General features: G+C 28.7%; 11 protein-coding genes. All 11 read left to right on the forward strand.

Annotated elements, in window-relative coordinates:
* The first annotated feature begins 100 nt into the window (after positions 1–100).
* The 11 genes from EXC62_RS03220 to EXC62_RS03270 all read left to right on the forward strand — a co-directional run bounded on the left by EXC62_RS03220 (position 101) and on the right by EXC62_RS03270 (position 13,643).
* Entirely contained in the window at positions 101–1,441 is a 1,341-nt protein-coding gene (locus tag EXC62_RS03220) for an ABC transporter substrate-binding protein (protein WP_026390384.1), read from the forward strand.
* A gap of 64 nt (positions 1,442–1,505) precedes the next feature.
* Positions 1,506–2,258: a carbohydrate-binding protein gene (locus tag EXC62_RS03225; protein WP_129747468.1), complete on the forward strand. Its 753-nt coding sequence runs from the start codon at positions 1,506–1,508 to the stop codon at positions 2,256–2,258.
* Positions 2,259–2,506: 248 nt separating this feature from the next.
* On the forward strand, positions 2,507–4,417 hold the full coding sequence (locus EXC62_RS03230) for an extracellular solute-binding protein (protein WP_162849131.1): 1,911 nt from the start codon (positions 2,507–2,509) through the stop codon (positions 4,415–4,417).
* A gap of 9 nt (positions 4,418–4,426) precedes the next feature.
* Positions 4,427–5,359, forward strand: coding sequence for a carbohydrate ABC transporter permease (locus EXC62_RS03235; RefSeq protein WP_026390382.1), 933 nt, complete (start codon positions 4,427–4,429; stop codon positions 5,357–5,359).
* Position 5,360: 1 nt separating this feature from the next.
* Positions 5,361–6,257: a carbohydrate ABC transporter permease gene (locus tag EXC62_RS03240; protein ID WP_052589825.1), complete on the forward strand. Its 897-nt coding sequence runs from the start codon at positions 5,361–5,363 to the stop codon at positions 6,255–6,257.
* A gap of 13 nt (positions 6,258–6,270) precedes the next feature.
* Positions 6,271–7,788 (forward strand): NHL repeat-containing protein, encoded by a 1,518-nt coding sequence (locus tag EXC62_RS03245; protein ID WP_162140165.1) that lies wholly within the window; start codon positions 6,271–6,273, stop codon positions 7,786–7,788.
* Positions 7,785–8,426 carry a Yip1 family protein gene (locus EXC62_RS03250; protein WP_035375674.1) on the forward strand — a complete coding sequence of 214 codons (642 nt, stop codon included), beginning with the start codon at positions 7,785–7,787 and terminating at the stop codon, positions 8,424–8,426. The genes EXC62_RS03245 and EXC62_RS03250 overlap by 4 nt, the downstream gene beginning before the upstream one ends.
* A 12-nt stretch (positions 8,427–8,438) precedes the next feature.
* Positions 8,439–11,072, forward strand: coding sequence for a DUF5696 domain-containing protein (locus EXC62_RS03255; RefSeq protein ID WP_026390378.1), 2,634 nt, complete (start codon positions 8,439–8,441; stop codon positions 11,070–11,072).
* A complete protein-coding gene (locus EXC62_RS03260; protein ID WP_026390377.1) occupies positions 11,072–11,989 on the forward strand; it encodes a carbohydrate ABC transporter permease in 918 nt (305 codons plus the stop codon). Before EXC62_RS03255 ends, EXC62_RS03260 begins: the two co-directional genes overlap by 1 nt.
* Complete coding sequence (locus EXC62_RS03265) at positions 11,979–12,983, forward strand: carbohydrate ABC transporter permease (RefSeq protein WP_052589822.1); 1,005 nt, start codon at positions 11,979–11,981, stop codon at positions 12,981–12,983. The genes EXC62_RS03260 and EXC62_RS03265 overlap by 11 nt, the downstream gene beginning before the upstream one ends.
* Before the next feature lie 15 nt (positions 12,984–12,998).
* Positions 12,999–13,643: a YesL family protein gene (locus tag EXC62_RS03270; protein WP_026390375.1), complete on the forward strand. Its 645-nt coding sequence runs from the start codon at positions 12,999–13,001 to the stop codon at positions 13,641–13,643.
* Position 13,644 lies beyond the last annotated feature (1 nt).

Consider the following 13,644-nt stretch of genomic DNA (forward strand, 5'->3'; position numbering starts at 1 on the left):
AAAAACAAAAGAGTTGAAAAGAATTAGAAAAGCGCTGTCACTACAAAAAAATGATAGCGCTTCATGCTATAATTTCAGTGATAAAAGGGAGGATTCAAATATGAAAAAAATAGTATCAATTTTAGTAATAATTTTAATTAGTGTTGTTGCTGTTTCTTGTAGAAAAGAAGAGGAAGTAAAGACAATTGTAATAATGCATGGATCAGTTGGTGAAGTTGATCCATTCCATATTGATTACAGTACAAGATCAGATCGTGAAGAGAAGCAAGCATTGCAAAGAAAAGTTGAAGAAGAATTTAATATAAAAATTGAATATAAACCATATCCAAGCAATGCGGGATGGGGACCAGCAAGAGTTAATGCAATAATTGAAGCATATCAAGCAAAGAAACCATTAGCCGATATATATTGGACAACAACAAGTTGGACAAGTAGATTAGCAGATTCATATGCTATTTCTCCAGTTGATGAGTGGATGCAAGAATATGGAAGCAATATTGATCAAACTGTTTATGAAATAGGTAGTTATAATGAAAAATTATATTCTTTCTTTCCTGAAAAAGCTACTGGACAATTAGGTCTATATTTTAATGAAAATTTACTTAGAGATAAAGATATTGAAAATCCTGTTGACATATTCATAAGAGGTGAATGGACATGGAGCAAGTTTAAAGAATGGGCAGAACAAGCTCAAGCGAAAATGAGTAAAGAAGCAAGCAATGAACAGTATGTACTTGGCGGTATGTTACCTATATGGACTCAATCACTTATCCCATTAAATGGAGGAACATTGATTAATAAAGAAACAAAAAGAGTTGCATTTACACAGGCACCAGCACTAGAAACGTATGCGTTCATGCAAGAATTGTGGAATAATCAATTATTTGAACCTAAAGGTGAATATGATACTGGAAGTGCTGAATGGAATAGTGGACGTGTATTAATGCATCCAGGTGCATTTTGGTTTTTAAATGCAGATAACAGATGGAAAGGATTAAGTTTTGATTTAGGTTATGTTCCTTATCCAGTTAGTGATAGTTTTAAAAGCAAAGGTGGCGAATATATAACATATGTTTCAGGTGAAGCAGTATATAATGTCGCTAATAGTGAAGATAAAGAAAGACAAAAGCTAGCATTTCAAGTTTGGAATGCACTACAATTATGGAAAACACCTGAATTCCAAGAAAGAGAATTTAGTGCAAAACTTAGAAGTAATTTCGGTGGTAATGATAAATACGTAAATGCATTTTTATCAGTATACAACAATGTTTACTTGGAGCTAGTTGATGATTTAGGAATAAGTGCTTATGGTGATGGGGGATGGAGAAGTACAATCGGTGCGGCAATTAAAGGTACAGATGGTAAAGAACCAAGATCTGCAGTTGAATCAATTGCGCCTATATATCAAGAAGCATTAGATTCATTTTTTGCAAAAAAATAAATAAGAACATATTCAATTCCTCTCCAAAGTGTTTGGGGAGGAATTATTAAAGAGGAGTGCTGAAATGAAAAAGATTATAATAATTACACTATCAATATTGGTTACTTTTTTTGTTTTTGCAACCGTTAAAAATATAATAGATAACTCATCAAAAAATTATCTTAAACAAAACATTGTGAATAAAGAGGATATTGATTTTTCAAGTTTTGAAAATAGTAGTTCAAGTGATTATTATCACTATATAAAAAAATATGATATGAAGTATCCTGCAAATGAAGAGATTTTAATTGAAGGCAAAAATTTTACTGATGCAACATCGGATATAGAAATATTGTCAAAGTTTGAAGGAGAAAATGATGTTATTTTAACTTCTGATGAAGGAGATATTATATGGAGTTTTAATGTTGAAAAAGATGGATATTATAATATCGGTATTAATTATTATCCGTATGAAGGTAATGGTTCGAATATTGAAAGAACGTTACTAATTAATGATGAAATTCCTTTTAATGGAGCTGAAAATTTAGTTTTACATCGCTTATGGGGAAGTGAAACTGAAATAAAACAAGATTTGTATGGTAATGATATTAGACCAAGTCAAGTTGAAAAACCAAATTGGATTAAGAGTTATTTTAAAGACTCTGTTGGTTATGTTAATGGTAAGTATGCTTTCTATTTTAAACAGGGTGAAAATACAATAACTTTAAGAAGCTTAAGTCAACCCATGGTTATTAAAAACTTAATAATAGAATCAATTGAAGAATTGAAGACATACGAAGATTTGAAAAAAAGTTATGAAGAAAAAAATATGAGTTAATAAATGAAAATGTTAAGTTATTTGAAGCAGAAAATCTGAAAAATACAACATCACCCACATTATATCCATTAAATGATACTGGTGCTTCAACATCACCAACAGACCCAAAATATATAAAATTAAATATTATAGGTGGAGATAATTGGAGAATTTCTGGTGATAGAATCACTTGGAATTTAAGTGTTGAAAAGTCTGGTCTATATAATGTTAGTTTAAGAGTTAGACAAAATCTTGCAACTGGAATGGTTGTGACTAGAAACATATATATTAATAATGAAATTCCTTTTAAAGAATTAGAAAATTATACGTTTAAATTTAATAGTTCCTGGAGAATACAAACGCTTGGAACAGATAAAGAGGCGTTTAAATTTTACTTTGAAGCTGGAAAAGAATATGAATTTTCTATGGAAACATCGTTAGGATCATATGGACCAAAGATTGCTCAAATTGAAAATGTTATTTCAAATTTAAGTAAAATTTATCGTGAAATACTTGTTTTTACAGGACCAGAACCTGATCCAAATAGAGACTATCAGTTAACAACAAGAGTTCCAAATCTAATTTCAAGATTAAATGCAGAATTGGAAGAACTACACAAGATAAGAGATAAAATAATCGAAATATCTGGTTCGAAAAGTGAAAAAACAGGTATTTTGGATACTATAATTTTACAAATTGAAGATTTTTTAAAGAAACCAAGTCAAATCCATAAAAAACTAACAACATTCAATAATAATGTATCATCGCTTGGGACACTTATTATTCTATTGAGTGATCAGCCACTTGAGCTTGATTACATAGCAGTTCATGGTAGTGATGGGAAACTACCTAAAAATTCTGTAAATATATTTAAACAAATGTTTTTTAGTATTAGAGCATTCTTTGCATCATTTACTACAGATTATTCATCAGTTGGAAAAACAACTAAAGATGCAAATGAAACAATAAATGTATGGCTCACAGTTGGTAAAGATCAAGCAAATATTTTGAGAAAACTTATTGATGAAAAATTTACACCAATGCATGACATACAAGTTGATTTAAAACTAGTAAGTAGTGCATCATTATTACCTGCAACTTCCTCTGGAAAAGGACCAGATGTTGCAATGGGAGTAGGAACTAATGTTCCTGTAAATTATGCACTTAGAAATGCAAGTTATGATTTAACAAAATTTAGTGATTTTAAAGATATTATTAAAAGATTTAATAGAAGTGCTTATGAATCATTTGAATTTGGTGATGGTACTTATGCACTTCCAGAACAAGAAATATTTATGATGATGTTTTATAGAACTGATATTTTTGATGAACTTGGATTGAATGTTCCAAATACATGGCAAGATGTTATTAAAATGATTCCTGATTTACAAAAATATAATTTAGAATTCTTCTTACCAGTTCCAAGAACACAAGGTGCAGTTGTTAATCTACCACCAAATCCGATATTCTCAACTATGTTTTATCAAAATGGAGGAAGCTTCTATATTAACAATAATACAGAAAGTGGATTTAATGAGGGATTAGGTCCAGAAGTATTTGAGACTTGGACTCAGTTTTATACTGATTATTCTTTTCCAGTTGAAGCTAATTTTGCAAATAGATTTAGAAGTGGACAAATGCCATTAGGTATTACATATTACAATACTTATAATACATTAAGTGTTTTTGCTCCTGAAATACGAGGAAAATGGGGATTTTTACCAGTGCCTGGTACTGAATATATTGATGAGAATGGTGAAAAACAGATTAGAAGAGATACAGTTTCAACTAATACTGGAGCAATGATTTTGAACAATTCGAGTAAAAAAGATGCATCATGGGAATTTTTAAAGTGGTGGACATCTACAGATACACAAGTTAGATTTGGACGCGAAATGGAAGGTATTTTAGGTGCTGCTGCAAGATACCCGACAGCAAATGTTGAAGCATTTGAAAGTCTACCATGGAAACGTAATGAACTTGAGGTTTTAAAAGAACAATGGTCATGGGTACGAGGAATACCTGAAGTTCCAGGATCATATATGACAGGTAGACATTTGGATAACGCGTTTAGAATGGTAATTAATGAAACTGCAAATCCGCGAGAAGTTATATATGATTATGTTCAAATTATTAACGAAGAAATAAATAAAAAACGTAAAGAATTTAATTTGAATTAGGAGGATAATATGCAAATTGAAAAAACGACAAAAGCGCCATTAACTAAAAGACAACATTTAGTTAAAGAAATAAAACAAAATAAACATAATTACATATTACTTGCTCCATACTTTATTCTATTCTTTGCATTTACTGTTATACCAGTATTAATGTCAATGGGGATTAGTTTCACATACTTTAATTTATTAGAAAGTCCTAAGTTTGTGGGATTTGATAATTATATGAACTTATTTTTAGATGATGATGTATTTATAATTGCACTAAAAAATACTTTTATTTTAGCAATTGTAACGGGACCGGTTAGTTATTTAGCTGCATTTATATTTGCATGGCTGATTAATGAGTTAGGACCTAAACTACGGGCATTCATGACAGTTATTTTCTATGTTCCATCAATTTCAGGAAGTGCCTTTCTTATATGGTTAATCATTTTTTCTGGTGATGTTCATGGATATGCTAATGCAATATTTATGAATTTGGGCATTATTGATACCCCAATTCAATGGCTTACAGATCAAAAATATATGATGATTGTTTTAATCATTGTTCAGCTTTGGTTAAGTTTAGGAGTTAGTTTTCTAGCATTTATTGCAGGTCTTCAAAATGTTGATAGAACATTATATGAAGCAGGAGCTATTGACGGTGTAAAGAATAGATGGCAAGAATTATGGTATATAACATTACCATCAATGAAACCACAATTATTATTTGGTGCTGTAATGCAAATAACCACAAGTTTAGCAATTGCAGAAGTATCGATGCAATTACTTGGATTTCCATCGACAGGATACGAAGGACACACTATTGTTACACATTTAATGGATTATGGAACACTAAGATTTGATCTTGGATATGCATCAGCAATTGCAACCGTATTATTTTTTATAATGATTCTTGCAAATATGCTCGTAAGATCAGTCTTAAAGAAGGTAGGTGAATAAGATGCAAACACTAAAAGAAAATAAGCTTACTTTTTTAGAGAAAATAAAGTATAAAAAGAAGAAAAAACTTAATCGTTCTAAACTTGGTAATTTTGCACTATTCTTATTCCTATTAGTGTTTGGAGCATTTTCAGCTTATCCACTTATAATGACTACTTCAAATGCTTTTAAACCTTTAGATGAATTGTTTTTATTTCCACCTAGTCTAATACCTAAGAATGTAACATTTGACAATTTTAGGGATTTATCAAGTTTGATTGCAAGCTCATGGATACCATTTTCTAGATACTTTTTTAACACAATAATAATTACAGTAGTTGGAACTGCAGGACATGTTTTAATAGCATCAATGGCAGCTTATCCATTAGCAAAATATAAATTTCCTGGAAGAAATTTTTTGTTCGGTCTTGTAGTATATTCTTTGATGTTTGCACCACAAGTAACAGCAATTCCAAATTACATTATAATATCATCTTTGGGACTTGTTGATACTTATGCAGCCATCATTCTTCCTGCAATAGCAGCTAGTTTAGGATTATATCTGATGAAACAATTTATGGAACAAATACCAATGGAACTAATAGAATCAGCAAAAATTGATGGAGCAAGTGAATATAGAATTTTCTTCCAAATTGTTATGCCACTTGTTAAACCCGCTTGGCTAACTTTAATTATTCTATTATTTCAAAGACTATGGACAACTGATGGTGGGGCATTTATCTTTAGTGAAGAATTAAAACCATTATCATATGCACTACGACAAATAGCACAAGGTTCAATTGAAAGAAGTGGAACGATTGCTGCTGTTTCATTCATAATGATGATTGTACCAATAACATTCTTCATTATTTCTCAATCAAGAATAGTTGAAACATTCAGTCATTCTGGTATGAAATAGGAGGAAGAAAATAATGAAAAAGAAAATAATTATAATTGCGCTATTAATTATAATTCCACTTTTAATGGGATCTAAACCATATAATTATTCATATTATGGTGAAGTAATAAGCTCAAGCCCAGGTATGACTTTTCAAACATATATAAATGGTCAAACATTAGGTACTTCAATTGGTACACCACATGATTTGTATGTTTATCAAGAAGAAATCTATATGGTTGCTCAAACTAATAATGGTGGAAAACTATTAATTATAAATAAAGAATATCAATTAGTTGAAGATATACAAGAATTTGAATATGCAGATGAATTTTTAGATAAACTAAAGTTAATAAAAACTGATATGGCTGATGATCAAATTTTGATGAATAGATACATATCAAAGACTTTAGATACACCGACTGGAATAGATGTTAAAGAAGATGCAATATATATAGCAGATTCTAAAAATAAAAGAATTGTAAAACTTAATTTTGAATATCAAATAATAGATATTTTTTATGAGCAAGAAAAGATCAGTGAACAAATGGTCTATGAACCTAGAAAAATTAGTGTAGATAGTTCAGGGCGTATGTATGTAGCAGTAGATAATGCATATGAAGGTATTATTGAGTTAGATGTTGATGGAAGTTTTAATAGATTTTTAGGTACAAATACAATCAAACATTCACCATTTGAAATGTTAAGACGCTCACTTATGACTGAGGAACAAAGAAAAAAACTTGACTTAGCTTTATCAACTTCTTATACAAATGTTAATGTTAATGAAAAAGGTTTTATCTTTGCAACAGCAAAACCAACAGAGAATAATAATGAAAAAATGATTCAATTGATTAATCCTAAAGGTGTTGATGTTTTAAAAAGAAATGGTTATCATGTTCCAATGGGTGATGTAGAGTTTTTAAAACAAGTTGATAAATATACAAGTAAAGTAGGACCTTCAAAACTTGTTGATGTAGCTTATACAAAGAATGGAATATACACTGTTTTAGATGAACAAAGATCAAAACTATTTACATACGATCAAGAAGGAAATCTGCTATATATCAATGGTTCATCTAGCGAAGGAACTAATACGCAAAGTGATAAGTTAGAAAAGCCTGTTGCTATTGATTACTTTGGCGATGATATTTTAGTTTTAGATGGGGATCAAAGAGCAACAAAAATAGTAGTTTTAAGATTAACTGAATTCGGAAAAACTGTTAACGATGCAATAGAATTACACTCTATTGGAAAATTTGAAGAAGCATCAAAACTATGGGAAAAAGTGTTAATTCTTAATACTAATTATGAAGTTGCATACAATGGGATTGGAAAAAATGAATTACGTCAAAAAAATTATAAAATAGCAATGCAAAATTTTGAAAAAGGACATGATTCATATTATTATTCTAAAGCATTTAAAAGTTATCGAAATCAAATAATAAAAAAATATTTTTCAGTAATGGTAACGGGCATTGCAGTTTTAGTAGTAGGAAGCATAGTATATAAAAAAAGAGATAAAATATTTAAAAAGGGGGAAAATAAATGAAAGAAAAATTCAAAAAAACATATGAGAATTATATAAAATTTCCTAAGTATTTGCTTACCCACCCTTTTGATGGATTTTATGATTTTAAGAAATATAAAAAAGGTAAATTATCGGTTGCTATTGTCTATGTTTTCTTATATGTTTTATTTAGAATAATAAAGTTTTCATATGAATCTCCAATAGTTTCAACTGTTAATCCCTTAAATCTAAACACAATTAAAGAAATTGTTACAGTTATTTTGATGGTTTTAGTATTTTCAATTGCAAATTGGGCTGTTACAACACTAATGGAAGGTAAAGGAAATTTCAAAGAAATCTTTACAGTTACAGGATATTCTCTTTTTCCAATTGTAATTATTGGAATACCATTTGTTTTTATTTCAAATTTATTAACTAAAGATGAAATGGCAATATATAATTTAGTGATTGGATTTTCATATCTTGCAACTGCATGGTTACTATTTATGGGAATACTTAATGTTCATGAGTACGGTTTAGGAAAAACTATTGGAGCATTTATATTAACTGCTGTTGCAATGGCAGTAATGATTTTCTTTGCAATATTGTTTTTTGATTTAATTCAACAAATTATATCTTTTATAAAAATATTATGGCAAGAAATTAATCTTCGATTATAAGGAGGAGAACAAATGAAAAAAAAGTTAATCATAGCAAGTCTAATATTTGGAATTCTTATAATTACATCAACATATTTATTTGCATTTCCAATGCCAAAAACAAAATATGTTAATGAAGATTTAATGGAGTTTAATAAAGAGGATTTTATAAAAGTTCAAACTGAAAAAATAGATAATGGTAATCTTCAATATGAAGACGTTTTAACTGATAAGAATAAGAAAGTTGCAGATAATGGAACATATCAATTATATTTTGATGAGACTACATCATATTTCTATGTTGAAAATAGTAAAACAAAAGAAAAATGGTATTCAAATCCAATTGATTCAAAAAATGATAATCAAAAGTCGACAATTACAATTAACTATTTGGAATCTAGCGGTGCAAATAATACTGCAAAATCTGTAAACAATTATAAATTAAGTATTAATCATGATGAATCAATAAATTATAATGAAAAAGGTAGAAAGACCTTTTCTGTAAACTATGTTGAAAATGGATTTCAAGTTTTGTATGAAATAAAAAGTTTAAATATTAATTATTTATATATACCTAGATTTTTAGATAAAGATGTATATGAAAATGCACTTAGTATTTTAAAAGGAAGAGTAGATGATAGTGCAAGTAGTTATGATGAGTATAGTTTGTTTCAAAGAATGTACACTTATTCTAATGATAAATATCAAATTCCAGAATCAAATTATGTTGGTATGAACGCATTTGATATATCAACATTCTACAATATATTTTATCCAGTAAATAAAGAAGATTTGATTGAATCATTAGGTGTTTATACTCCTGAAAGAGTAAAACAAGAGAATGAACAAAATAATTATCTTGGCAGTATTCCAGACTTTTATTTTGAAGTTGCAGTTGAAGTTAAACTTACAAACGAAGGTATTAAGATGTCAATATTAAATAATTCAATTAAAGAATCATCAGCTCATAAAATAACAGAGATTACAGCATATCCTTTATTTGGAGCGGTGACATATAGTGAAGCTTCTAATCTTGGAAATGATGGATATCTTTTTGTTCCAGATGGAAGTGGGGCAATCATTAATTTTAATAATGGCAAGGGCGGTGCAACTAATGCATATAAGGGAAGAGTTTATGGTTCAGATTTGGCTATGTTACCATATACTGAAATAAATAGAGAGAAACTAATATTTCCTATATATGGATTGGTTAAAAAGAATTCAGGTTTTGCAGCAATTATATCAAATGGTGATGCAATGGCTTCTGTTAACGCTAATGTGTCGTCAAATGATGATACATACAATATGGTCTATGCATCATTTAATGTTAGAGAAGTAGAAGCAGTAACAATGGGATCAGGAGCAACAACATATAGCATACTTTTAGTCACAAACGATAAGGTTCAAACTGATTATAGTATTTCATATTATTTTTTAGATGAAACAAATAGTTCTTATAGTGGGATTGCAAAATCTTATCAAAAATATTTAATAGACTATAAAAATCTACAAAAGAATGACACTAGTAAAAATCCAATGATTACATTAGAATTTTTAGGAGCATATGATGAAAAGAATTTCTTCTTAGGCATTCCCTATACAAAACAAAAATCTTTAACAACTTTTAAAGAAGCGGGAATGATAGTTAATCAATTTTTGAGCAAGAATGTTAATAATATTAATATTTTATATAAAGGTGCAATTAATGGTGGACTTACTCCAAATATTTCAAATAAAGCGAAAATTGAAAATGTTCTTGGGGGAAAAAAGCAATATAAAAAGCTCGAAAAAGAACTTGAGAGTAAAGGAATTAATATCTATATAAATTCTGATGTATCTACAGTAAATAAATATGAAAAACCTTTTGATAGTTATAAATATACTGCAAAAAGAGTTTCAGGTGATAGTTCAAGAGTTCATGAGTATAGTCCCGCAACAGGAGTATTTGGGAAGGAATATAATCATAATTATGTTTTAAATCCAATATATTACGAAGAAATTTATAAGAGATTTAATAAAGAGAATCTTTTCAAAAATTTAAGCTTTGATTATATAGGAAATTCGTTAGCGGGTAGTTATAGTAAAAATGGTTTAGTATATAAACAAGATTCATTGAATATACAAAAAGAATTGCTAGAGAATATGGATAAGAGTCTTGTTATTTCAAATCCTCTTGGATTTGCAATTCCATATTCAGATTATATTATTGATTTACCAACTTCTTCGACATTGTTTTCAATAATTGACTATTCGATACCACTTACTCAATTGGTGCTATCAGGATTTATTGACTATACGACAGAGAGTATGAATTTATCTACATCAAGAAGTATTGATTTTCAATTTCTAAAAGCAATAGAAACAGGATCTAATATTAAATATACTTTATCATACAAAAGTTCAGAGGAACTTTTAAACACGAAATACAATATGTATTATTCAACATACTATAAAAATTGGTTAGAAATAATTACTAATCAATATAATGAAATGGTTGAACTTCAAATTCACGAAGGAGAATTATTGGAACATAGAAGGATAAGTCAAAACGTTTATGAATCAAAATATAGTAATAACATAAAAATAATCATAAATTATAACTCACATCAAGTTGAAGTTGAGGGAATTACCATTCAAGGTATGAATTACATGAAAGTGGTGGAATAATGAAGAATGTAAAAACCGAAAAAAATAAAAAAGTTATTAGTTATAAGAATCAAAAACTAGTTTGGGCATTTATCTTTCTTGCACCTTGGTTTTTTGGGTTGGTATTATTATTCTTATATCCATTAGTAGAGTCTTTAATCTATAGTTTTAGTAATGTAACAATTAGTGACTCAGGAATTAGTACTAGTGGTATTGCATTTAAGAACTATATTGATGTTTTTAATATACATGCAATTGGAGGAACTTTTTTTAAAGTTGAATTATTAACAACAATATTAGATGCAGTAGTTAATCTACCAGTAATTGTAATATTTAGTTTATTAATGGCTACACTACTTAATACAGAATTTAAAGGGAGAGCAATTGCTCGTGCAATATTTTTTATACCAGTAATTTTAAATTCAGCAACAGTATTAGAAGCAATGAGTAATTTAAATTTACCAGCAGCTGCAGTTGATGAAAAAATGTTTAATATAGATTTTTATCTTATAAATGCTGGACTTGGTGAAGGTACTGTGACATTTTTAACAGGACTAGTATCCAGAATGACTTCAATTGTAACATTATCGGGTATACCAATACTTTTATTCCTTGCAAGTATACAATCAATTCCATCACATCTATATGAAGCTGCAAAGATGGAAGGAGCAACAACATATGAAATGTTTTGGTTGATTACTTTCCCAAATGTTACACCACATATATTAACGGTGTTAATTTATGTATTAGTAGATTCATTCCTTACATCATCTGTAACATCTTATATACAAATTACATTAAATGCAAGACAATCAAATTATATCGGATTAACATCAGCAATGTCATGGATTTATACTCTTGTAGTTCTCTTCATAATTGGAGTTGTAGGTATGTTAGCAAAGACTTTAAAATGGGGGGAATCACATTATGCAAGTTAAACTGCTAGATAAAGTTAAAAAATATAAAGATGAGATTATTAATGATTTAAATAATCCATCAAAAAAAATAAGAAGATCAAATAAAGTGAAATCACTGTTACTTTCAGTTTTTAGATTTCTTTTAATTGCAGGATTGGGATTTATAATCGTTTTTCCTATAGCACAACAAATAATTTGGGGTTTTCATGATCCTACGCAAGTGAACAATCCTATAGTGATTTATATACCCGATAAGTGGTCAATTAAAAACTTTATTGTTGCTTCTGCAGCTCTTGAGTATGGTGCAGCCCTTTGGAATACATTTAGAGTTAGTTTTCTTTCAATGATTTTCCAGATTATTTCTACATCACTTGCGGGTTATGCATTTGCGAGACTTAAGTTTAAGGGTTCAAGTATTGTGTTTTTCTTTGTGGTATTAACAATAATTATTCCACCTAATGCTATTATGATGTCAAGATCAAATTACTTTGCAAATCTTGGAATTGCAGGTGATGAAAAAGGTCTTTATTTATTAGCAGTACTTGGAATGGGAATAAGATCAGGAATCTTTATTTATATTTTTAAAAGCTTCTTCGAAGGACTTCCAAAAGAACTAGAAGAATCAGCAATGGTTGATGGTGCAGGTGTCTTTAGAACTTTTTGGAATATTATGCTACCTAATGCTAAAGGAGCAATTTTAACAGTAGGATTGTTTGCATTTGTATGGCAATGGAATGATTCATACTATACAAGTATGTTGAAAATAGGATCAACTTCAAAGCATATGCCACTTCTAAGTACAGGGTTGGCAAACTTTGTTGAGAATATTAGAGGAATTTTATTAAAACCTGATATGGTAATACTAATGGGTTCAGATTATTCAAGAATTGCTGAATATCACACAATAGTTTTAAATGTTGCAGCGTTACTTGCAATGTTACCATTATTAGTAATGTATTTATTTGTTCAAAAGAATTTTGTTGAATCAATTGAAAGAACCGGTATTGTGGGTTAAATAGAGGTGGTTATTATGAAAAAAGAATATAAAGAAAAGAAAATGCATACAATAATAAATACTGCATCAGATTGGGTATTAAGAGTTATTTTGATTAACTTTTTAGTAATAGCCACATCTTTATTAATAATTACAATATTACCTGCTTTTCAAGCAGGATATAGACTTTTTTCTGATTATTTAGAAAAAAATGAGGAAAATATATTTAAGGCATATTTTAAATATTTAAAAGAAGATTTTTGGAATAAAGTTATTTTAGGGACAATGACATTGGTTCTTATCGTTATTGCTGTTGTAAGTAATTTACATTATCAAAATATGATAAGAACTGAACCTAAAATAATTGCGTATTTAGGATTTTTTGTAACTTTAGTGATGGGAGTAACAATTATATTGATATCACTTTATTTTCCACTAGCATTTACAATGTCTGATAAAAAAAATATTGATTATATATTTAAATTGTCTTTCTATTTAGCAGGAAAGTATATAGTTAGAACTATATTATTAGTTATTATAGCAATTACACCTGGATTACTTTTATTAACATCAACAACAATATTACTGTTAGTATTTTGTGGAATCGCATTACCAATACTAAGTAATGTAATTATAACAAGTAAGCCAAGGTTATTTTTAAAAAAACTAATGGAGGATTAAA

The sequence above is a fragment of the Haploplasma axanthum genome, assembly GCF_900660745.1.
GTDB lineage: Bacteria > Bacillota_I > Bacilli_A > Acholeplasmatales > Acholeplasmataceae > Haploplasma > Haploplasma axanthum.